This window comes from Prevotella dentasini JCM 15908, from assembly GCF_000614065.1.
GTDB classification, from domain to species: Bacteria; Bacteroidota; Bacteroidia; order Bacteroidales; family Bacteroidaceae; genus Prevotella; species Prevotella dentasini.
In genome coordinates this window covers 41,930-64,768 of record NZ_BAKG01000005.1, presented here as the reverse complement: position 1 = coordinate 64,768, position 22,839 = coordinate 41,930, and the positions used below count along the sequence as shown (strand labels likewise).

Annotated in this window: 20 protein-coding genes and 3 pseudogenes; 10 read left to right on the top strand and 13 right to left on the bottom strand. The window is 51.6% G+C overall.

Features of this window, described 5'->3' with window-relative positions; genetic code table 11:
* Window positions 1–26 precede the first annotated feature (26 nt).
* From JCM15908_RS03770 to nusB, 5 genes are read right to left on the bottom strand one after another with little or no spacing between them, the layout of a single operon-like run.
* Window positions 27–494, bottom strand: coding sequence for a DUF5606 family protein (locus tag JCM15908_RS03770; protein ID WP_025002323.1), 468 nt, complete (start codon window positions 492–494; stop codon window positions 27–29).
* A 32-nt stretch (window positions 495–526) separates the two neighbouring features.
* Complete coding sequence (gene coaE / locus JCM15908_RS03765; protein WP_025002322.1) at window positions 527–1,096, bottom strand: dephospho-CoA kinase; 570 nt, start codon at window positions 1,094–1,096, stop codon at window positions 527–529.
* Window positions 1,093–2,103, bottom strand: coding sequence for a CdaR family protein (locus JCM15908_RS03760; RefSeq protein ID WP_025002321.1), 1,011 nt, complete (start codon window positions 2,101–2,103; stop codon window positions 1,093–1,095). The genes coaE and JCM15908_RS03760 overlap by 4 nt, the downstream gene beginning before the upstream one ends.
* Before the next feature lie 27 nt (window positions 2,104–2,130).
* Entirely contained in the window at window positions 2,131–2,460 is a 330-nt protein-coding gene (gene yajC, locus JCM15908_RS03755) for a preprotein translocase subunit YajC (RefSeq protein WP_025002320.1), read from the bottom strand.
* The gene (gene nusB / locus JCM15908_RS03750) at window positions 2,460–3,548 is read right to left on the bottom strand and encodes a transcription antitermination factor NusB (protein ID WP_025002319.1); all 1,089 of its coding nucleotides are present in this window, start codon (window positions 3,546–3,548) and stop codon (window positions 2,460–2,462) included. Before nusB ends, yajC begins: the two co-directional genes overlap by 1 nt.
* Window positions 3,549–3,805: 257 nt before the next feature.
* Between nusB and JCM15908_RS03740 the strand changes: the two genes are divergently transcribed.
* From JCM15908_RS03740 to purN, 4 genes and pseudogenes are all read left to right on the top strand, one after another.
* Window positions 3,806–4,402 (top strand): 50S ribosomal protein L25/general stress protein Ctc, encoded by a 597-nt coding sequence (locus JCM15908_RS03740; protein WP_025002318.1) that lies wholly within the window; start codon window positions 3,806–3,808, stop codon window positions 4,400–4,402.
* 38 nt (window positions 4,403–4,440) lie between these two features.
* Window positions 4,441–5,012 (top strand): annotated as a pseudogene (gene pth / locus JCM15908_RS12125) (aminoacyl-tRNA hydrolase).
* Window positions 5,013–5,014: 2 nt separating this feature from the next.
* Window positions 5,015–5,458 (top strand): RNA-binding S4 domain-containing protein, encoded by a 444-nt coding sequence (locus JCM15908_RS03730; protein ID WP_025002317.1) that lies wholly within the window; start codon window positions 5,015–5,017, stop codon window positions 5,456–5,458.
* A 220-nt stretch (window positions 5,459–5,678) separates the two neighbouring features.
* Window positions 5,679–6,248: a phosphoribosylglycinamide formyltransferase gene (gene purN, locus JCM15908_RS03725; RefSeq protein ID WP_025002316.1), complete on the top strand. Its 570-nt coding sequence runs from the start codon at window positions 5,679–5,681 to the stop codon at window positions 6,246–6,248.
* A 179-nt stretch (window positions 6,249–6,427) separates the two neighbouring features.
* Here purN and JCM15908_RS03720 read toward each other — a convergent pair whose 3' ends face one another.
* Entirely contained in the window at window positions 6,428–9,400 is a 2,973-nt protein-coding gene (locus JCM15908_RS03720) for a TonB-dependent receptor (RefSeq protein ID WP_025002315.1), read from the bottom strand.
* A 503-nt stretch (window positions 9,401–9,903) separates the two neighbouring features.
* Complete coding sequence (locus JCM15908_RS03715) at window positions 9,904–10,809, bottom strand: helix-turn-helix domain-containing protein (RefSeq protein ID WP_025002314.1); 906 nt, start codon at window positions 10,807–10,809, stop codon at window positions 9,904–9,906.
* A 166-nt stretch (window positions 10,810–10,975) separates the two neighbouring features.
* Here JCM15908_RS03715 and JCM15908_RS12120 point away from each other — a divergent pair, with 166 nt between their 5' ends.
* The 5 genes and pseudogenes from JCM15908_RS12120 (at window position 10,976) to JCM15908_RS03690 (ending at window position 15,184) form a co-directional block, all read left to right on the top strand.
* Complete coding sequence (locus tag JCM15908_RS12120; RefSeq protein WP_025002313.1) at window positions 10,976–11,695, top strand: flavodoxin; 720 nt, start codon at window positions 10,976–10,978, stop codon at window positions 11,693–11,695.
* 5 nt (window positions 11,696–11,700) lie between these two features.
* A pseudogene (locus JCM15908_RS12115) lies at window positions 11,701–12,769 on the top strand (alpha/beta hydrolase).
* 160 nt (window positions 12,770–12,929) lie between these two features.
* Window positions 12,930–13,466: a cyclophilin-like fold protein gene (locus tag JCM15908_RS14780; protein ID WP_199897203.1), complete on the top strand. Its 537-nt coding sequence runs from the start codon at window positions 12,930–12,932 to the stop codon at window positions 13,464–13,466.
* 66 nt (window positions 13,467–13,532) lie between these two features.
* Entirely contained in the window at window positions 13,533–14,621 is a 1,089-nt protein-coding gene (locus JCM15908_RS03695) for a carboxymuconolactone decarboxylase family protein (protein WP_036892714.1), read from the top strand.
* 92 nt (window positions 14,622–14,713) lie between these two features.
* Complete coding sequence (locus tag JCM15908_RS03690) at window positions 14,714–15,184, top strand: flavodoxin (protein WP_051530754.1); 471 nt, start codon at window positions 14,714–14,716, stop codon at window positions 15,182–15,184.
* Window positions 15,185–15,368: 184 nt separating this feature from the next.
* On the opposite strand, the gene JCM15908_RS03685 is transcribed toward JCM15908_RS03690, so the two are convergent.
* Window positions 15,369–15,740, bottom strand: coding sequence for a DMT family protein (locus JCM15908_RS03685; RefSeq protein ID WP_025002309.1), 372 nt, complete (start codon window positions 15,738–15,740; stop codon window positions 15,369–15,371).
* A gap of 481 nt (window positions 15,741–16,221) precedes the next feature.
* On the opposite strand from JCM15908_RS03685, the gene aroB reads away from it, so the two are divergent.
* Window positions 16,222–17,268, top strand: a complete 1,047-nt coding sequence (aroB, locus tag JCM15908_RS03680) for a 3-dehydroquinate synthase (RefSeq protein WP_025002308.1) — start codon at window positions 16,222–16,224, stop codon at window positions 17,266–17,268.
* 133 nt (window positions 17,269–17,401) lie between these two features.
* Here the strand turns inward: aroB and JCM15908_RS03675 are convergent, their stop codons facing one another.
* The 5 genes and pseudogenes from JCM15908_RS03675 to JCM15908_RS03655 form a co-directional block, all read right to left on the bottom strand.
* On the bottom strand, window positions 17,402–17,827 hold the full coding sequence (locus JCM15908_RS03675) for a DoxX family protein (RefSeq protein WP_025002307.1): 426 nt from the start codon (window positions 17,825–17,827) through the stop codon (window positions 17,402–17,404).
* 174 nt (window positions 17,828–18,001) lie between these two features.
* Window positions 18,002–19,405, bottom strand: coding sequence for a C1 family peptidase (locus tag JCM15908_RS03670; protein ID WP_025002306.1), 1,404 nt, complete (start codon window positions 19,403–19,405; stop codon window positions 18,002–18,004).
* Between the two features lie 60 nt (window positions 19,406–19,465).
* Window positions 19,466–20,182 (bottom strand): inorganic diphosphatase, encoded by a 717-nt coding sequence (locus JCM15908_RS03665; RefSeq protein WP_025002305.1) that lies wholly within the window; start codon window positions 20,180–20,182, stop codon window positions 19,466–19,468.
* A gap of 265 nt (window positions 20,183–20,447) precedes the next feature.
* Window positions 20,448–21,805: pseudogene (locus JCM15908_RS12105) on the bottom strand (glucose-6-phosphate isomerase).
* Between the two features lie 4 nt (window positions 21,806–21,809).
* Window positions 21,810–22,805, bottom strand: a complete 996-nt coding sequence (locus tag JCM15908_RS03655) for an NAD(P)H-dependent glycerol-3-phosphate dehydrogenase (protein WP_025002304.1) — start codon at window positions 22,803–22,805, stop codon at window positions 21,810–21,812.
* Between the last annotated feature and the right edge of the window lie 34 nt (window positions 22,806–22,839).

Here is a 22,839-nt window from a genome sequence, read left to right as displayed (position 1 = left end):
ACGCCTGCTGACCGCCTCTTACGGAACTATGCTTCCTCTTCGGCAGTGTCGGCAGCCTCTATTCTGTCGTCGATATTGTCGCCCTCGGTCGGCTTCAAAGCCTCCTCGAAGTTGGTTATGCCTGATGCGATGAGAATATTGTACCACTGAAGGAGCTTCTTAATGTCGCTGTTGTGGACGCGGTCGCGGTCGAAGTTGGGGAGAACTTCGCCAAAGTATTCCTGCAACTCATTGGCCGAAGCCTTGCGCCAGTTGATGGAAGCCGCCTTGTAGTCCTCTTTCTTGCCGACGTTCTCAAGTACCTGCCAGAGAGGTACGTCTTCCGTATCGGTAAACATTGCTATGTCGGCAAGACTGGTAACGCGGTCTGATGCAAAGGCAGGCTGACGCTTGTGTGTTTCGTCCAGTGCCTCTACGATGAGACTCATTTTAGCCCGGCTTACAAGTTTATACAGTCCGGGCTTGCCTGCAATAGAAAGAATTGTCTGTAACATGGTTTCTTGTTTGTTATTTTGTTTGTTCGTTATTATTTCCTGTTCTGTATTTCACTGAGAAGACGGGCTACCTGCCTGTCTACATCGCGTTGCCCGTCGTTTACAATCTCGTAGTCGCTCAGGGCGAGAACCTCGTCTTGAGGCAGTTGCTTGGCTATCCAGCCCATCGCCTGCTGACGGGTAATGTGGTCGCGCTCCATGATTCGGCTAATGCGCACCTCGATGGGGGCAGACACACATACCACCTTATCTATATATATACGACGGTGGAAGCCGCTGTCGAAGAGGATGGCAGTCTCTATCCAGTCAAGTCCGCTCTGCTCAAAGTCGCGTGCCACAGCAGGATGGACGATGCTGTTGACGGCCTGCACGTGGGCATCGCTGGCGAGAAGGAACTTTGCCAGAACGGCTTTTTGGAGTATTCCGTCCCGACAGACCGCCTCCCCGACCAGTTCCTTCAGCTGTTGCTGCAGCTCGGCCGACGAGCGCATCAGCCGCTTGGCAGCCGTATCGCAATCGTAGACTTCTATACCGTGTCTGTGAAGACATTGGCACACAAACGACTTGCCGCTGCCGATGCCTCCCGTAATGGCTATTTTCATTTCTGCTCTATCAGATAGTCGACGTGCTCGACGGATGGACGGGCGTTGCGGACTCCCAACGGAGTTCCCGTTACATAGAGGTGGCATTTCTCCGACTTGTGTTCTGCCACTTCGTTATAGTTGACTATCACCCGGAAGCCCGTGGGAAGAAGTTCCCGCGTCGTAATGTTTTTCGGCATGGATTTCATTCTTCTTGCCCCGACAACGAACTTCACACTGACCTTCCCGGGAAACGTTCTGAGAATCTTGTCTTTCGGTACGTTGATGGCCTCGATGGGGACTTCTACCTCTTCCTCGGTAAGGACGTCGGGAAACAATCTCATCTTCACCTGCCCCGGAGTACACTTGGCATTCCTGATTTTGCGCAGTTGGGCCGGCAGGTCCTTTACTTCAGAGAAATTACGGATGTCCTGCCGCACCGTGTAGGCCTGCTGTATGCTGTCCAAGACCTTCCTCGAGGCATAGACATCTACGCTGTCGGGCGTGAACTGAACGTGTGCCAGATAGTAGCCGTCTTCTGGAACGACCCTTCCCAACAGGCGTACCGGGACACGCTTGTGAAGTCCGTAGTTGAATTCAAAGGTCAGATTCTCCGACTTGACCGCCGTTACCTTAGAACTCTTGTAGGTTTGCTGATTAATCATCTTGAGCACCTCAGCAGAGGAAATCACTCCTGTCCCCTTGCCGTCGCTATATGCCTGAAAGTCGAAGAAGAGGGGATGGAACTGCTCGCGGAACATATACAGCCCGATAATGTAGCCCTTGTCGCGCACAACGAATCGCACCATGGAGTCCATCTCGCTGGTTACGACCACGTTCTTGGGTACGCCTGCCAGCCGGACATCCACGGTAAACTCTTTCTCGTAGGTATCGTCAAGGGCCATCGTGAGCCAGAAAAGTCCGCTCAAGCCGAGAAAGAACAAAAAAATCAGAAACTCCTTGTTGACAATCTGCGACAAGAAGTTCCTGAATAGACTGAAAACGTTCAGCGACTTGCCAACCATTATCCGTTTGCTCTCAAATCGTTTTCTGATTTATTTAGCCTGCGCCTGCTGCGAAGACTCTGCATCTGCAAAGACAGCACCCTTGTTGACGGTGATGACAACGCCACGGGCTATCTCCACTTCCACTTTGTTGGCAGCAAGGTCAATGCGCTTCACGGTACCATAAATGCCACCGCTGACTACAACGGAGCTACCCTCGGTCAGCGAGTTTTGGAAAGCGCGTATTTCTTTCTGCTTCTTCTGCTGTGGACGAATCATAAACAACCACATGATAGCGAAGACGGCAACCATCATCAGTATCATGGGCAATGGGCTTCCGCCCTGTGCTGCCTGTGCAGCGAGGAAAATTGATGTATTCATTATTCTTTATCTGTATTATCTTCTACTTTAAATTCGGTTCTTTCTATGTCTTGGCCATCATAGCCACGCATTGGCTGACGGTTGTAAGAACGGTTGTAAGGACGATTGCCATACCGTGGCGAACCTTGCATGACCTCCCTCGGACGACGCTGGCGAGGCTCTGGCATCTGCTTCATCATGGCTCCCGTCTCAATGAGATAGCGAGCAATGGTGTCGAGCATACCGTTGATGTATCCTCCACTACGCGGAGTGCTGTAAACCTTCGCAAGGTCTACATACTCGTTGATGGTTACCGTCGCAGGGATATTCGGGAAAGTAAGCATCTCTGCAATGGCTATCTGCATGATGACAACATCCATATAGGCGAGACGGGAGAAATCCCAGTTGCGGCTGGTCTCGCTCATATAACGCTGATAAGTGTCGGCATTGAGGATTGTGGCACGGAACAGCTTCACGGCAAATTCGCGGTCTTCCTCGTCCTTGTACTCGGGCAGCAGCTCCTGATTGCTCTTATTGGCAGGGTCGAAACGCTTAATGGTTTTGATGACAAACGTATCGACAATTTCCTTATCGTCGTTCCAATAGAGACTCTTCTCCTCCAACAATGCGTCAAGGTCTTCGTTCTCCTGAATGAGAGTACGGTAAATCTTGCGCCAGACCTCACGGTCTACGTCGTAGGAATCCTCCTCACTCTGCATGTATTCCTGATAGATAGTACTCTGCTCTATTTGGTCACAGAGCCTGCGCACCGTCTCGATGTCGTCTTCCCAACGCTGCTGCTGTGTGCTGATGTAGGAAACAAGCTGTTTGTTTTCCTCCAACTGCACGGCAAACTTGTTGTAGGCGAACCGCTGTGAGGGTTCTTCTGTGCCTTCACGCTTTGCACGCGTGGTCAGAACTTCTACGCGGTGGCGCTCCTCCTGCGTGATGGCAACGATAAGGGCCAAGAGATGGTTATACAGCCCGTATGCTTTTGAAAGACTATACAGCAGTTCCTTCTCTGCATTGTCCATGTTGCGGTTACCGTTCTGATAGTATGCGTAGGTTAACTGGACGATTTTAATTCGAATTAAATCTCTATTAATCATGCTCGTATAATGTGCTTCTTTGTAATTCTTTATTTTGCAAATGTAGGAAAATTCCATGAAACACGCAAGGGGGACGGGGCTTTTTCAGTTTTTTTTAGTTTATAACTTGGTCAATCGGTTGGAAATCCTTATCTTTGCACCGCTTTTTGCAAATTGGGAAAAGGATGGCAGCTGTACCGTCTGCTGCTTCTCTCTATATTCTCAGTGTGTGATGGCGAATTAAAGTTTATATTAATTTAGAGTAACACAAAAGAAAAATGAAAGAAATCAAAATTTCAGGACAGAAGCGCGAAGCCGTTGGTAAGAAAGCATCCAAGCTAATTCGCAAGGAGGGTTTGGTACCCTGTAACCTCTATGGCGAGGCACACAAGGACGGAAAGCCCGTTGCCATCTCCTTCACAGTACCCATGTCGGAGCTTCGCAAGCTCGTATACACTCCGCACATCTACGTTGTAGAGCTGGCTATTGACGGAGAAAGCCATACCGCAGTACTGAAAGAACTCCAGTTCCACCCAGTAACAGACGCACTGCTGCACGTAGATTTCTACGAGGTTAACGAGCAGAAGCCAATTGTCATGGGCGTTCCCGTTAAGCTCACAGGCCTTGCTCAGGGTGTACGCGACGGTGGCCGCATGAACATGTCTATCCGCAAGATTAACGTAAAGGCTGCCTACAAGCAGATTCCCGAGCAGCTTGATATTGACGTTACAGCCTTGCAGCTCGGCAAGAGCATCAAGGTGGGCGACCTGAACTTCGAGGGTCTCGAACTGGTAACTCCGAAAGAAGTTGTCGTTTGCTCTATCAAGGCAACACGTAACTCCATTGCCACAGCCGCAGCTGCTGCTGAAGAATAACGAGAGCCGATTCTTTCAGTATCTAATCTTAAAGAAAATTGGACAAGTATTTGATATGTGGACTGGGCAACCCCGGACGAGAGTACGAGGGAACCCGTCACAACACAGGATTTATGGTATTGGACGCTTTTGCAAAGCGTCCAATATTGTTTTTGAGGACAAGCGTTACGGATACATTGCCGAGACAAGCATCAAGGGCCGCAAGGTGATTCTCCTCAAGCCGACCACCTTCATGAACCTCTCGGGCAATGCCGTCCGCTACTGGCTCAACAGCGAGAAGATAGACGAAAGCCGCCTGCTTGTTGTCTCAGACGACGTTGCCCTGCCCCTCGGTGCCTTCCGCCTGAAAGGGAACGGGTCCAACGGAGGACACAACGGACTCGGCCACATCCAGCAACTCATCGGACAGAACTATGCCCGACTGCGAATGGGAGTAGGCAACGACTATCCCCGTGGCGGACAGGTTGACTGGGTACTCGGGCATTATTCCGAGGACGAGATGAGGACGCTGCAACCCTCGATAGACCTGTCCGTTGACATCATCCGCAGCTTTGTGCTTGCCGGAATAGACATCACGATGAACCAATACAACAAATTAGGCAAAAAGTAATCATGGCAGACGTAGCAAGAATAGACAAATGGCTTTGGGCGGCACGCATATTCAAGACACGCAGCATCGCCGCCGACGCCTGCAAAAACGGGCGCGTTACCATCAAGGGAGTGAACGTGAAGCCGTCGCATACCATCAAGGCAGGGGAAGTGGTCAGCGTGAAGAAGCCTCCCATCGTCTATTCGTTCGAGGTTCTCAAGACCATTGAGCAGCGCGTCGGGGCCAAACTTATCCCAGAAATATACAAGAACGTAACCGAAGCCAAGCAGTACGAGCTGTTGGAAATGAGCCGCATCAGCGGATTCATAGACCGTGCCCGGGGAACAGGCCGCCCCACCAAGAAAGACCGCCGCGCAATGGACGCCTTCGTTGACCCTGCCCTGCTCGGACTCAACGACGAGGCGGACGACGATTTCGACGACGATTTCATGTGGGAACAACACTAACAAATCTCTTTCAACGCTGAAAGTCCCGACGACAGCAAAAGCAGATGTCCAATCCTATCAAGCCCCATACCCGTGGGCACAGGCAGAGGACTTGCCGACGATGCCATACAACGCACTTGCCGACAGGACTAAAAGCACAGAACCCCTACACCCCTCCGTCCCTGTCTCCTGTCAGGAAAAGCGGTACGGACAAATCATCATTTCTTAAAATAAACAGAATATGAACGTTGCAATATTTGTATCAGGCAGTGGCAGCAACTGCGAGAACATCATCCGACACTTCGAGAATGACCCGAATGTCAACATATCCCTCGTGCTCAGCAACCGTGCCGACGCATACGCGCTGACGAGAGCGAAGAACCTCGAAGTAGAAACCGCCGTACTGCCCAAGGCCATATTCAACGAGCCTGTCATCCTGATGGGACTGCTGGAGAGCTATCACATCGACTTCATCGTCCTTGCAGGCTTTCTGCTGATGATTCCCGACTTCCTCGTCAAGGCCTACGAGGGCAGGATGATTAACCTCCACCCTGCTCTCCTGCCGAAATTCGGGGGCAAGGGTATGTTCGGGCATCACGTCCACGAGGCGGTGAAGGCTGCCGGAGAAACCGAGACGGGAATGACCGTACACTGGGTGAGCAACGTCTGCGACGGAGGAGAAATCATCGCGCAGTTCAAGACCGCCCTGTCGCCTGACGACACACCCGACGACATTGCCGAAAAGGAGCACCAACTGGAGATGCAACACTTTCCACAAGTTATAGAACAGGTACTGAAAGAGACCTTTTAACCTTTATCCAATCCACTGGCTTACACTATAAAGAAAGGAGCGAAAGGCCAGACTGCCCTCCGTCCCTATACCGGCTCGTCCCCAAAAACACGGATAAAGAACCCTTCACACCCCACAGCAGAGAACCATTATAAGACAACGGCTCCCCTGTCATCGCAAGATGGCAGGGGAGCTGTCGTTTAGTAACCCATCGGGCCACCGAATCCGCCTCCATGAGGTGGCCGACCTCCGCCCCACGGCCGGCCTCCACCCATCGGCGGACGCCTTCCGCCATGTCCTCCGGGACCGAATCCCGGGCCACCCGGATGGGCATCCTTTCCGCCGAAGAGGTTGAGCCGGTAGATAGCCCTCAGCATCACGTAGCTGTTGATGCTGTTATATTCCGTATCCGTCCGGCCCATGGCGTTGATGGCACGCGAGAGATTGCTCTGCTGATGCAGTATGTCATAGAACTGGAGCGAGAATGTCAGTGCATTGTTTCGGAGGAAACTCTGCGAGAGCTGGGCGTTCCATATCAGCTCGTTCGTATTGAGCGAGGCGTCGCTGTAGCCCCGTCGGCTCTGCTCGTTCAGGTCGGTCGAGAGGCTCATGTTCCACGGTAGCGAGAGCGATATGCTCGTTCCGTAGGAAAACTGCCACGTACTGAGATTGCCGGATGCCTGCAGGTTGTTCTTCGTATTCTCATAATTGACCGTCCCGTTCAGCTCCACCTCCAGCCAAGAGTTCCGATAGCTTGCGGAGAGACGCTCGCTCAGGTTCAGCGACTTCGTGATATTCTTTGCCAGCTGACTCGCTGCGGTCATCTGAAGATAGCTTGCATAACGGTTGAAACCTCCTGTCGTGAAAGTATTCACGTTCCATACGCCTGCCGAGTCGATGCTCGTATTGAACATGACCGCCGCATTGGCGTTCCAGTTGCCGTTCACGTTGACGGGCCGGACGGTTCTCGCGCCAGTCGCAGCGTCGTAGGTAACGCTGTTGCCAATGGCATTGCGCGTATTGGAGAAGTTGACGAAGGTCATTACCGACCGGGCATGATTGGCCCGGTACGTGTTGTAGAACAGCCGGAAACGATTCTCAAAGGCCGGCTTCAGTCCCGGATTTCCCACTGAAACGTTCTGTGGATCGGTATTGTCCACGATGTCGAGCAACTGGCTCATGGTAGGCTGTACGGCCGTACCGCGATAATAGATGCGGAGACGGGTCTGGTCGTCGAACTTATATCGGAAGTCGAATGTCGGACTCCAGTTCACCACGTTGCGCATAGTGTCGACATGAACGCCGAGATAGTCCTGCATGTAGGTCGTATGCTGCGGCTGGAACATCACGCCCACATTCATCCGCCACTTCTCATGGTTCAATCTCAGCATCACCTGTGCGTTGTGCGTGTAGGCGCGATACTCCGAATAGCGGCTTAGCCCAGTGGCACGATAGTCTTCCAACGGAGCGGAAAGGAGCGAAAGATAGCTGTCCCACGAGCGGTAGGCAGGCCGTACGGAGCCGAAGAAGTCCGTTCCGAGGCCGGAGAAGTCGTAGGTAGAGCGGTCGCTCTTAGAAAAATCATACTTGAACTGGTAGCTGAATTGCAGGTAAGTCTTCGGTGCTATAGGCTCGCTGTAGGTAGCCTCGGCAGCGTAACCGAGGCTTTTGGCCGGCATGAGGTTATAGCGGTAGGCCTGAAAGGTGGAGTCCATCCCGAGGCTGTTCCTGAGCAGGAAGTATTCCAAGTCTTGGGTGGAGAACGTTTTCGAGTCGCTGTCCTTGTAGCTGCCGTCGAGCCGCAGCGTCGCATTGCGTCCTGCCTTTCCCAGCTTGCGGTTCACCTGCAGCATACCGCCCAAGGAAGTGTTGTCGCCATAGCTGATGGTGGCGTTCTGCTGACGGTTCACGGCCAGTCCGAGCTGCTTCATCCTTTCGACAGATTCGCCATCCAACGGGTCGTCGGTGTATCCGTAGGGGTCCTCATTGAAGGCGGAGGAGGTGCTGACCGTCTGCCCGTCGCTCTTGCTTAGCTGTATGTTGGGGCGGAACATGATGTTCCACGCAGAATCGGGAGTCCATTCCAGCCGGAAGCGTCCGTCCCATGAGTTGCTCCGGGTGAACTGCTGCGAGAGACGGTTGGAGAACGATTCCTGCCGGGCAACGTAGTTCTCTGCCGACACGCGGCTGTTGAGGTCGCCATTGGCATGGTTCCACCGCACGCTTGCATCCCATTGCAGCGTCTTCCCATCATTGTAGTTCACGTTCAGCCCGACCATCTTCGCGGCGTTAAGCCCCTGTCTCACGCCCCTGAAGCCGCCGCGCCGCCCGCCGCCGAAGCCCATGTCGTTGGTATTGTTGGCAGAGGCAAAGCCCATCAGGCGGATTTTATCGTTGAAGTAGGCTGCCATTCCGCGCTCGGAGTAGCGGCTCTTGGTACCGATGCCCAAGTTGATGTTGGAGAACATGCCCTTGTTCATTCCCTTCTTGATGCCGAAGTCGAGCACGGTCGACTCTTCTCCGTCGTCAATGCCCGTAACGCGGGCGAGGTCGCTCTGCTGGTCGTATGCCTTCACCTTTTCTATAATAGAGGTAGGCAGATTCTTCAGGGCCGTCTTCGTGTCGCCCACCATGAACTCCTTTCCGTCTACGAGAATCTTCTTCACTTCCTTTCCGTTTATCTTTATGCTCCCGTCGTCGCCCACCTCGGCTCCCGGCAGCACCTTGACGAGGGCTTCAATCGTAGACCCCTCGGGTACGCGGTAGGCCGAGGCATTATACTGAAAGGTGTCTGCCTTCAGCACCACCTTGGGAGCACTGGCCGTTACGGTAATCTCCTTGAGTGCATGTGCATTGCTCTGAAAGGTCAGCTGTCCCAAGTCCACATCGCTGCCGTTGGTAATGGTGGCGTTCCGGCAGACGTTCCTGAAGCCTACGTAGGAGGCCTTGACAATATACCGCCCGTCTCCGGGTGCCGTTATTCTGAACGCTCCATTCTCGTCTGTCGTCGTGCCCGAGATGTAGGTGCTGTCCGGCTTGAGCAGCTGCACCACCGCGTAGGGCAGCGCGGCTTTTTCCGTTTCGTCGTAGAGAGAGCCTGAGATGGTTTTATTCTGTGCTGTTGCCAGCAGTGCCACAAGCAGTAGCAGCAGCGATAATCCTGTTCTTTTCATTCTTCTTTTTATGTTTGGGGGCGTCGCATCCCCATTTTAATTCTGTGAATTATAAGATGCCGTTTGCGTCGGTTCGTTTAACCGCCATCACGTTATTTCTGCCAAACGGTACATATCTTCAGCCATCAGACCAATTTTTCCAGTGTACGTACCGAACATACCGGAGACGCCTGCATGCCGGAAAGAACAGGCAGCGGCTCCATCTCCCGGCAGGGCGGTACCGGGCAGTCAGGACGGGCAAATCCACCCTGTGTAGCCGGCAAGCCGTTTCCGCGAAACGAAAATGCCCGTTTGACCATGCGAAAGTGGCACTTTGACATTGCCAAAGTGCCACTTTCACCATATAGCCATGTAAGTTCTTGATAATGAGAGCAGAACATTCTCCGTCTGCCATGCCTTCAGGCGTAGGCAGCCCTTGCGTCCGCAGGGCTGCTCTCCATCAGTCGGTAATCTGCCTTCCGGTTGTGCCAGCGGTGAAACATAGCCGCTTTTCGGAGCAGGCCTTATCCTTTTGCTGCTTTCAGCATTTCGATATACCGGGAAGGGGGCACGCCCACTTCTTTCTTAAAGATACGGGTAAGGTGCTGCGGATATTCAAAGCCCATGTCGTATGCTGTTTCGGCAATGGTCTTGCCCGATGCCAACAGCATCTTTGAACGCTCAACCATAAACCTGCGAATATACAGGATGGGACTTTCGCCCAACGATTTGCGGATGACGTCGCCAAAGTAGCTGGGCGACATGTATAATGCTTCGGCACAGTGCTTCACGCTGGGTATGCCGTGCTCGTACTGCTTTCCCTGCTCGTAGTACCGCAGCAATACGTTCTGAAAGCGGGCAAGAATGTTGGTTTTGTTCTCGGTAACGCTCTGAAACTGGCGGTCGTAGAAGCGATTGCAGAAGTCGGCAAGCAGCAAGATATAGTCTTGCACAATGCGGTCGGTATGGGGCAAGCCGGCCTTCAGCTCACGTCTTATAGCCTCCATGATGCGGTTCGTGATGGTTATTTCATCTTGGGTCAGCCTCAACGCCTCGTTGCTGTTATACGAAAAGAAATGATAGCGGGCGAGATTGCGCTCAAACTCGGTGTTGTAAACAAACTCCGGGTCGAACATCAATACCCATCCATGATATTGCGCCGTAGTGCCGTCGTCTTCCTTTCCGCCTATCTGCCCCGGAGCACAGGCCAGCAGGGAGTTTTCATCAGCCGCATATTTCCCCACGCCATAGGCAAGGTCGGCAGGGAAATTGCGCTGCACGAAGAATGCATACACATTATAACGGTTAAGGGAGTGGCGTATTTTGCCCACCTCGTCGTAGTGGATGACAGACGCATGGGCATGATAGGTGGGGGCGCCGATATGGTGGGCATAGTCGTTGGCATTGTTGATAGTAAGCATTTCTTTCATATTCAATCATCCTTTATCGGTTGTAAATTTACCATTTTTACTTGAAAAAACAATGCAACGGGACAAAAACAATAAATTTGGTAGGTTTAGCGATAATATGGCTACGTTCAGAAAGACAGATTACAGTAACTTTGCTACCGGCTTTAATCAATAAAATTAATGGTGTATGAAGAAATTTTTATTTTCCTTTCTCATGGCTATGACGACAGTGTCGTCCTTAGCACAAGACAGAATATTGGTGTTATATTACAGCTACACGAACAACGTACATCAGGTGGTGCAGCAAGTCCAGAGTCAGCTTGACATTCCTGATACAGACGTAGCACGTATTCAGCCAGCCGACAAGACGCAAAAATACGAGGCAAACAATTACGCAATAGGTACAGCACTGCTCAATGCCATCAAGGCCAACCCCAACGACACAGACTCCTATCCTGCTATTGATGCGCTTGATATAGATTTCTCAAAATATAAATACATCATCATAGGCACCCCGCTTTGGTGGAGTCAGATGGCAGCCATTACCCAGTCGTTCCTTTTCCGCAATGCCGCAAAAATGTCTGGCAAAGATGTCTATCTGATAGTTAGCAGCGCATCAAGCAGCATCGGCGGCGTAGAGGAAGATGCCAGACGGCTTCTTCCCAACAGCCGTATCGTCGCCCCGAGCCTCTGGATAAGGTCGTCGCAGATTGGTTCCGCCTCATCACGTGTCTCCGAGTGGATAAAAAGCACTGGAATTGATAAGATTACAGCAGGTATCAGCAATGCAACGACATCTGCAAAGAGCAACAGTTCGTTGTATAACCTTGCAGGACAGAAAGTGGATGCCTCCTACCAAGGAGTCATAATCCAAAACGGACACAAGATAATCAAAGACAGAAAATAGATAAAATGAAGAAATTAATTTTAGCAACATTACTAATAGGGACAGCTATGACAACCAATGCACAGAATACAAAGCAAACAACGATGCCCCAACCCGCAAAGCTGGAATTGACAAGCGAGTGGGACAAAGTGTTTCCACAGAGCAAGAAGGTAGACCATAAGAAGGTTACGTTCGTGAACCGGTACGGCATTACGCTTGCCGCCGATATGTACACACCGAGAAATGCCAATGGCAAGCTGGCGGCAATAGCTGTGAGCGGCCCCTTCGGAGCAGTGAAAGAGCAAAGTTCGGGACTATATGCACAAAGCTTGGCAGAACGGGGATTCCTTACCATTGCCTTTGACCCCTCATTTACCGGGGAGAGCTCGGGCGAGCCTCGCAACGTTGCCTCACCTGACATCAACACGGAGGACTTCTCGGCAGCTGTTGATTTCCTTTCAATACAGGACAATGTAGACACAGACAGAATAGGTATCCTCGGTATATGCGGCTGGGGCGGCATTGCCCTGAACGCGGCAGCAATGGACACACGCATCAAGCAACGGTAGCCTCGACCATGTACGACATGACGCGCGTTACGGCCAATGGCTATTTTGATGCAGACGACAACACGACGCGCGCCACAAACTGCTTGAGACACTGAACCGTCAGCGTACCAAAGATTACCGCCAAGGCTACTACGACCGTGCAGGCGGCTGCCTGAAGGAAACCGAACTGACTGATGCCACCCCACAATTCGTAAAAGACTATACGATGTATTACGAAACCAAACGGGGCTTCCATCCCCGCTCGCTCAACTCTGTCGGCGGTTGGAACGCTACATCGGCCCTCTCGTTTATCAACCTCCCGTTCATGCAGCGCATTGACGAAATACGGTCTGCGGTGCTCATCATTCACGGAGAAAAGGCACACAGCCTTTACTTTAGCAAGACCGCCTATAGCAGGCTCACGGGCAACAACAAGGACTTGCTCATTATCCCGGGTGCCAACCACACCGACTTATACGATGGCGGAGCCAACAATTACATACCATTTGATAAACTTGAGAAGTTTTATCATGACAACCTAAGATAACGAAATGTATCTTATTGCCGGCTAAGAGAAATTCACGTGCAACTGAAAGAGAACATCACGGCACGGGCCTTTGCCAACATCCTGCTGCTGACACTTGGTACATGGAGAAAGCCAAAGGCAATGCGAAAGCAACATACGGACAACAGCAAACATACAGAAAATGAGAATCAACATAAAAACAGCCCTGACGGCACTATTCATGAGCGGACTCGCAATATCAACCACCGGCTGCAGCAAAGACGGCAGCGACGAAACCGTGTCCCCGACGCCAATACAACCCCCGGTACCCAACGACGAAACAGACACTGGTACGGGCACTACGCCATCGGCCGAGGGGCGGAAAATCACCCTGAAAGCTGCCAACCATACACTCGGCATGACGCTGACAGACAATGCTGCCACCCGGCAACTGGTTGCTCTGTGCAGCAACGGAGACATAACGGTAGAGATGCACGAATACGGAGGATTTGAAATGGTTGGAAGCCTGCCCCAAGCACTTCCTGCAAGCGACACACAGACCACAACCACCGCAGGCGACGTCGTATTATACAACGGCAACCAACTGGTAATCTTCTTCGGTTCAAACTCATGGAGCTACACCCGTCTTGGCAAAATAGACAATGCAGGCAGCACCACCATAAGGAACTTCTTCGGCGGAGACACTGCCACCGTGGTTCTGAGCCTGCAAGGACAATAGATATTCGGGTGGCACAAAACAGCAGTCTATAATATTATCAGACAGCATTTATAGTATCAATAAAAGATGAAGAAGACATTAACATTTTTGTTTTTTATATCGGCAATGATTTCTACAATGGCACACAACACATTAACCAACCGCCAGTTGCATCTTGCAACCTTGGCAAGTCTGGAGGCTCAGGGCGACCTCGGCCGCCTTGAATCTGCAATAACCGCAGCATTAGACGGAGGAGTAACCATCAACGAAATGAAAGAAGTCTTCTCGCAACTTTATGCCTACACGGGATTCCCGCGCTCGCTCAATGCCTTGGGAGTATTGGGCAAAGTGATTGACAAGCGCAAGGCCGCAGGGAAAAACGACAGCGAGGGCAAGCCATGGCAGCACCCCAAGGAGTGGGACAACGCGCAGGCAGCCTATAAACTGGGCACAGAGAACCAAACAAAACTGAACGGAAAGCCGTTCAACTATGATTTTTGTCCGCAAAGCGATTACTATCTCAAAGCCCATCTCTTCGGAGACATTTTTGCAAGCAATCAGCTTTCAGCTGCCGACCGCGAGATTGTAACCGTTGCAGCATTGGCATCCGTAAAGGGGGTAGAGCCGCAACTGGCAGCCCACAGGGCCGGGGCCGTGAATATGGGAAACACACCGCAGCAGATAGACGAGCTGACGGCTTTTCTCTGCCAGAGCGGACTGTCGCAATACGACCATGCTGCCGATGCCAACGCGGGAGCGTGGCCGAAGGGTAATCCTAACACGGCGTACGCCAGATACTTCACCGGCAACAGCCATTTGGCTACCATCCAACCAAAAAACATACGTACCGGCGAGGAGACCATCCTGCCTTTGGCAAACGTAACCTTCGAACCGGGATGCCGCAACAACTGGCATATTCATCACGGTGCCCGACAAATTCTCATCTGCGTATCGGGCAAGGGATGGTATCAGGAATGGGGCAAACCTGCCATTCCCTTACAGGCCGGCGACGTAATTGACATTCCCGAGGGGATAAAGCATTGGCATGGTGCACAGAAAGACTGCTGGTTCCAGCACGTAGTAACCCACGTGGCAGTAGAAAACTCCCAACCGGGTTCTGAGCCTAACGAATGGCTGGAAGCCGTGAGCGACGAAGAATATGACAAACTAAGATAGAATGTATGAAAAGTGTAACCAACCTACTGCTGGCTATGAGTCTTTTTGCACTCACGGCATGTGCGCAGACCAATAAAAAGAATAGCGAAAGAATGAATAACAAGACATTGGTAGCCTATTTCAGTGCTACGGGTACTACACGACAGGAGGCCACGATACTTGCCAAGGCAATTCAGGCAGACCTCTACGAAATTAAACCAGAGGCAGAATATACGGATGCCGACTTGGACTGGCAGAACGACAAAAGCCGCTCATCCGCAGAGATGAAAGACAAGAACAGCCGGCCCGCCATGAAGAAAGACCTGAAAGATGCAGATAAATACGATATCGTCTTCATCGGATTTCCTATTTGGTGGTACACTGCCCCGACCATCATCAACACTTTCATGGATACTTACGACATGAGCGGAAAGACGGTCTACCTCTTTGCGACATCGGGCGGAAGTACTCCCGACAAGGCACTTGAGCAATTAAGGAAACAATACCCGAAAGTAAACTTCAAGACTGCCAAGCTTGTCAACGGAGCAAGCGAGGAGGAACTTAGGGAATGGGCAGCTCGCTGATGGAAAAATAAATATAAGATATAATATTAAGGAGATGGCATGCCAGTCGGCATGCCATCTCTTTTTTGACAGGGTTATCTTCTTTTTGCCCCCATGCAATCAAGGCATCATCCGACGGCCGGGAATCCCTGCACCCGGCATGGCATCGCTGACATGGGGCACAGCAGCACGGACGCAGGCCAACCTACTCCATAAAGGCAAAATACACGGCAAGGATGAGGCACAGAAAGGCAGCCAGATGGTTCCAATGGAGCGACTCGCCACTGAAGAAAACAACCGTAAAGGCCGTAAATACCATCAGCGAGATGACCTCCTGAATCACCTTCAGCTGCATCAGCGAGAAACTGCCTCCGTTGCCCTCGAACCCGATGCGGTTGGCCGGGACCTGACAAAAGTATTCGGCCAACGCAAGTACCCAGCTGAAGAGAACGACGACATAGAGCGGCGTATGGTCGGTAATGACCTTCATCTGCTGCAGTTTCAGATGCCCGTACCATGCAAAGGTCATGAATATATTCGAGACGACGAGTAGTCCGATGGTGTATAATCCATTCATCATAATGCTTCCTGCTTAGAGCGTTCCAACTAAATGTCCGCAAAAGTACATATTTTATGCCAAAGCGGCAAACACTTCGGTAAGGTTTCTGCACCGCATAGGGGATGCGGCTGCCGCTTCGGACATTCCGCCGCACAGCCCGCAGCGTTCCGGCAATAGCTTTTATCGGCACATCACATCCGTCTCACAATAGTGAGACGATTGTCTCATAATAGTGAGACGATTGTCTCATAACAGTGAGACGGTTGTCTCATAATAGTGAGACACTTATTGTTCCACCGCACAAAGCAGACAAAAAGCCCCTCTGCCGACGTTATCCCTTCCCCCTGCCTGACATCCGCCGGCACACAAAACGATGCACAGACGCGGAAGCAGATGTGCAGATTGGCAGGGGCGATAGTGAAAGAGTGTGAAATTATCCGATTGAAAAGAAGAAACTAAGAACAAAATTAGCTATATTTGTGAAAATATTACATAGAAGATGGAGCAGAGGATTATCATTTCAGATTATTTCAAGAGCGATTTGGCCTTGGCCATTGCCGAGTGCGAACACGACAGGACGTTTGTGCTCGTCGATGAAAACACGAGGGAAAGCTGCTGGCAACTGGCGAAAGGCCTTTTAAGCCTGAAAAACGCACAGCTCATTACCGTCGGTGCGTCCGACCTGTGCAAGAACCTCGACTCGCTTGCCCACGTGTGGACGGCACTGCAGGAGGGAGGAGCAACGCGCCACTCGCTGCTCATCAACCTCGGGGGGGGAATGGTAACCGACCTCGGAGGCTTCGCTGCCTCGACCTTCAAGCGCGGCATCAATTTCATCAACGTGCCGACGACGCTCCTCGCCATGGCAGACGCAAGCGTCGGCGGAAAGACGGGCATCAACTTCGGAGGACTGAAGAACGAGGTGGGCGTGTTCAGCGACCCACGATATGTCATCCTCGACACCAGCTGGCTGAAGACGCTCAACGACGAAAACATACGCAGCGGCTATGCCGAAATGCTCAAGCACGGACTGATTTCCGGCGAGGCGGCATGGGCGCAGCTACTCTCCTTCGACCTTGCTCAGCCCGACCTGCAGCAGCTCTCCCACCTGCTCAGGGACAACGTGGCGGTGAAGGAACGCATCGTAGCCCAAGACCCACACGAGAGGGGCATACGGAAAGCACTCAACCTCGGGCACACTTTCGGCCACGCCATCGAGTCGCTGTCCATGAGCCGGCAGCCCCTCCTCCACGGCTATGCCGTCGCCTACGGCCTGATAGCCGAGCTTTACCTGTCGGTGGTCAAGACAGGATTCCCCGTAGAGACAATGCGCCAAACCATCAGCTTCATCCGCCGGTACTACGGCACATTGCCCATCACCTGCAACGACTACGACGGGCTGATAGAACTGATGCGCCACGACAAGAAAAACACCGGCCGGGCCATCAACTGCACGCTGCTGGGCGGCATCGGCGACATACTCATCGACCAGACCATCGGCGAAGAGGAGATAAAGGAAGCCCTTGACTTCCTGCGTGAGGGATAGTCCGCTGTCTTCCAAAGACAGCCCATGAAAGCAAACTCAGACATAGATACCGTTCCAACCCACTATAATTAAAAGAAAACTCCCCCGGACGATACGTCTGAGGGAGTTTTCTGATTATTGACTTCTATATATTCTATCTGAAGAGCCTGCGGCCTATCAGTCCGTCCACTGAACAGCTGCCCGGGCCGGCCAGCCATGAGAGGACAAAGATAACGAGATAAAGGAACGCCAGCTCGCCATCGTGAATACTGCCGCCATGAACGGTGATGAAGGCCACTATCATTGTGAATATCATCGGGAGAAGTGCCAGACGGGTAAGGAATCCCAAGGCGAAGGCGATACCACAGGCCAGTTCGCCAAAGATACTCAGTGCAAGGGCTACGTCGCTGCCGAAGCCAATCGGGTCAGGGAAGTGGGGAGCCGTAGCACTGAAGTTCAGCAGTTTTTCCAAACCGTGGGAAGCGAAAAGCAATCCGAACACGACACGGGATAATAACAACAACACAGCAAACTTGGCTGACTCTTTCTCCGTTGGGAACAAGTATTTCAATACATTCATTTTTTTACCTTTCTTTTGTTTATTAATCTCCGATGCAAAGGTAAGAAGAAAGTCTGTAATAATTTCAAACAATCATGCAAACTTCCCCATAACGAAACAAAATACCCGCAATGCGGCAGAAAGTCTGCCATCATCGCGGGCTTAATCACCGTGGACTTCCGTCCGGCTGTTATATTAGTTATCCTCTTGGAACAAAGGATCTTCAGGCATGACCATAACAGGCTTCTGCTGCTCTGCCTTCAGTATCTCGGCAGGCACATACTTCTTGTCTACCACCATACGGAACATAAAGTCGTTGAACCAGCGGTCGGACATTATCAGACAGCCGTTCTGACCATAAGAGGCACCCCAAGTGTTCTCAACCTTCCACTTCAGAGGCTTTCCATTCTCGTCAAGGTCGACGGCTGTCAGCGTCATGGCGTGGGTAGAACCACTGTCGAACGTTGCGATGCGGTCGGCCTTGTTCATTGGGAAGTCAATCCCATAGAGCGTGCCATAGTCGTAGTTCTCCGTATCCAGATAGCCGCGCTTACGGTCAAGCTGCTTGCCTACATCGTAACTGGTATACATCTTCGTAGAATCTTTCAGAGAAGCAATGGCAATGCGAGCAATATCCTCCATGGGCAGATTGATGTACTTCCAGTTATGTCCGTCGTAGGTATGGCGGTCCAGTTCCACTTCGTAGGTCTTGTAGTATTCACGGCGTGGGTCGTTCATGGCCATGATAAACGTACCGTTGAGCGGTGCACCGACCGTCTCTCTGTAAAATTCCTGCGGAGTATAGGTCTTAGGCTTGCCCACCTGCTTTCCGTTCTTGTCCTTGAAAGCATAGCTGAACGACTTGACTGGCTCTCCCAAAGAGAGAGACAGAATATGGTAGATGCTGGTCAGCATCTCTGTCTTGCGCCCCTTCACAGCTGCCTTTGTCTTCTTTGCTGCAATCATCCGGCGAAGCTCCAAGCCATATTCGCGCAGCTTCGACGAGATAATGCGGGCCATACGCGAGGTGTTCTCAGCCGAATAAGTTTCGGGCATAGCTTCCATTGGCACAACTCCGTATTTTTCTGCCAAATCGGCAACACCGCAGAAAGTTCCGCCATCACCGATTGGATTCTTGAAGAAGAACTGCACCCGTGGGTCGTCCATGGGCTTGTCGGCACAGTCAATGACTCCCTGCAACATCAGGTTCGACTTCTCCAGCTGGTCGTAGAAAGACAGATAGACCTGAGAATACTCGACTCTCAATGTGTCTTTGTGCGCACGGGCAAACTTGGAGCGGAGCACGTTCAGCCCGGAGAAGAGCCAACAACGGCCCGAGCTTTTCTGGTCGTGGATGCTCTGCTTAGGTGTCTCAACACTGAAATAGGTATCTATCGGACCGGCGTTGCGGGTATTCTTCACCAAGTCGTCGATAGAATTTGAGGCGATGGCATTGGAGAGAGCACGGTCGGCAGCAGTCAGTCCGGCAGACTGAATTTGCTGCAACATCTGTCTGTCGATGCCACCATCTTTTGTTTGTGCCTGAAGAGTGAGCGCGCAGCTCAATAAGCCACAGGCAATCCAGATTGTCTGTTTCATAGATTCTTGTTTTTATTGTTTGTAATATGTAATTGTCTTTTTATCACGGCTTGTCTGACATCATGACGTTTTCATCCCATAATGCCTCATCAGAGCTTCCCAATCGTCGGCAAACGCCCTGATTGTGGGATAGAGGAGATGTGCTCCCTCACTGACCAATGTATTATCAGGAAGCGGACCGCTGTTGATGGCAACCGTGAAGCAGCCGGCACTTGCCCCGGCATGGACTCCGAGCGGAGCATTCTCTACAACGATGCCTTCATGGGGCTGAAAACAGCCTGCCTTCCGCAGTCCTGTCAGGTAAGGGTCGGGATGGGGCTTGCCACGCTTTACGTCGAAGGCGGTCGTTATCTGGTCTTCGGTAATGAACTCGCCAAAGTCGGAAGTGAGCCGCCTGATAAGCGGAAGCTGTGCGCTACCCGTTACGATGCCAATTTTCAATCCGTCTGCCTTTATTTTACGCATCAGGTCTTCAACGCCGTCGAAGATGGGAGCTTCGCCCATCTCGTGGAAATAGCGCGCCTTGACGTCATACATTCTCTGTGCTTCTGCTTCAGTCAGTTCTTTGCCCAATTGTTTTTTGGCATACATGCGGATGGTGTCTACCCCCCGTGCCCCTTCCGTGGCATAGGCGTCTTCGACAGTAAACTCTATTCCAAACTCTGCCATAGAACGCACCCAAGCCTTGGCATGGTTGCGCATGGAGTCGTAGAGGACACCGTCCATATCGAAGAGAACGACTTTCGGGTTAAAGGGATTTGGATAGTCTCGAAGCATAAAAAGGCCTTGGCTTAAACCTCCCCGGAAAAACAAACACGCGCCTGAAAGAACAGCTATTGCGAACAAATCTGCCGATGCTTTCCACACAACTTAGGCTTTCCTTAATACTATAACGCTTAAGAATCCTTATACTATTGCTTAGGCGATGCCTGTAGGATGATTCCGCGTAGACAGGCAAGGGAATGGTTGGGAAGTATATTTATTCTGAATATATAGCTATTAGCTTCACCCCTCCCCACTATAGGAAAAGGGGTGAGACTTTTTAGTTTTCCTTGTTCAGCCTCTCGGTTATGGCCTTGCTTTCGGACTCATAACCCGGCTTGTTGAGGAGAGCGAACATATTCTTCTTGTAAGCCTCAACACCCGGCTGGTTAAACGGATTGACCTCCTGAATGAGACCACTGATACCGCAGGCCTTCTCGAAGAAATAAATCAACTGACCAAGATAATACTCGTTGAGGGCCGGAACACTGATACGGATATTAGGAACACCGCCATCGACATGGGCCAGACGCGTACCCAACTCTGCCATCTTGTTCACTTCGTCAATACGCTTTCCTTCAAGGAAGTTCAGACCGTCGAGATTCTCATCGTCGTGTGGGAAAAGGAGTCTGCGGTTAGGCTCTTCCACCGAAATGACGGTCTCGAAGATAGAACGCTCGCCCTCCTGAATCCACTGTCCCATAGAGTGCAGGTCGGTAGTAAAGTCGCAGGCAGCCGGGAAGATACCTTTCAAGTCCTTTCCTTCGCTTTCTCCGTAGAGCTGCTTCCACCATTCGGCCATAAAATGGAGCTTCGGCTGGAAGTTTGCCACGATTTCTATTCGTTTGCCTGCCTGTGCGTAAAGAGCCTGACGGACGGCGGCATAGCGTGCGGCAATATTATTGGAGAAAGGAACGTCTTGCGAAGTCTGCTTCTCCATGTCGCGTGCACCCTCCACAAGCCTTACAATATCAAGACCGGCAACGGTAATGGGCAACAGACCTACGGGCGTGAGGACAGAGAAGCGGCCGCCCACATCGTCGGGAATGACGAAAGTTCTGTAGCCTTCCTTCGTAGCGGCTGCACGCGCAGCACCTTTCTCGCATCGGTGATGGCCACAATAACGTCTTTGGCAGCCTCCTTGCCCAACTGCGTTTCGCACTGCTTCTTCAGCAGACGGAAAGCAAGGGCGGTTTCTGTAGTCGTACCCGACTTGGATATATTGATGACACCAAACTTCTTGTCAGCCAGATATTCGGTCAGTTCGGACAGATAGTCCTCGCCGATGTTGTTGCCTGCAAAGAGGATGGTTGGATTTTTCTTATCGTTGACAAGCCAAGCGAAGCTGTTGCTCAACGCCTCAATAACGGCACGTGCACCAAGATAAGACCCTCCGATACCTGCAACGACCACCACCTCACACTTCTCGCGCAAGGTATTGGCCACCTCCTGAATCTCTGTGAGAAATTCCGACGTGGTGCCCGACGGCAGATGCAGCCATCCGAGGAAATCGCTGCCGGGGCAGGTAGCCTTTTCCAAGGCCTGCTGTGCAGCAGCAACCTGTGGGGCGTAAGCCTCAACTGTGCCCGGATTCAAGAACTGGGCAGCTTTCGTAATATCTAACTTTATACTTTCCATTTGCTTATCTAAATGAATCTGTTAATAGTTTTATTTCTATCTGTGGGTTAATGCCTTCGTAAAGAATATTGTACATCGCATCAAGAATAGGCATATTGACGTGCAGATGACGGTTGATTTCCTTCATGCACTTCGTACCGAAGTAGCCTTCGGCAATCATTTCCATTTCGAGCTGTGCTGCCTTTACGCTGTATCCTTTTCCAATCATTGCACCAAACGTGTTGTTCCGGCTGAATTTACTGTATCCTGTAACAAGCTGGTCGCCCAAGTAAACACTGTCTATCATTGACCGCTGTATGGGGTTGATAGTGGTCAGGGCGCGCTCCATCTCCTGCATGGCGTTCGACATTAATACGGCCTGAAAATTGTCTCCGTATTTCAGCCCCGAGCAGATGCCGGCAGCGATGGCGTAGACGTTCTTCAGAACCGATGCGTATTCTATTCCGATAACGTCGGGTGAAATCTTCGTCTTCACATAGTGAGAGGCCAACACTTCGGTAACGGCCTGCGCCTTCTCCTTGTCGGTGCAGCCGACCGTGAGGTAGGTGAGCCGCTCCATTGCCACTTCCTCTGCATGGGACGGGCCGCCAATGACGGCAAGATGGTCGTCGGGCACTCCCAACACCTTGTTGAAATATTCCGAGCAGACCAAGTTCTCGTCGGGAACAATGCCCTTGATGGCGGTTACAACGACCTTGTTGGTCATCCGCACCTTTATCTTCTTCAGCAGAGCTTTCAAATAGGGCGACGGGGTTACGAAGATGAGCGTGTCGTAGTCCTGTACCAAGCGGTTGATGTCTGACGAGAATGTGAGCTCGTCAAGATTGAAGCGAATACTCGTCAGGTAGGACGGATTGTGCCCGATACGCCGAAAATCCTCTATTCTGTCGTCGCGTCGGAAATACCATCCTATATGGTGGGTATGTTCCACCACTATCTTTGCGATAGCCGTTGCCCAGCTGCCACTTCCGATGATTGCTATTTTACCGATGTTGAACATTGCCTTGAAAGGTGAAAGAATGAAAGGATAAAGA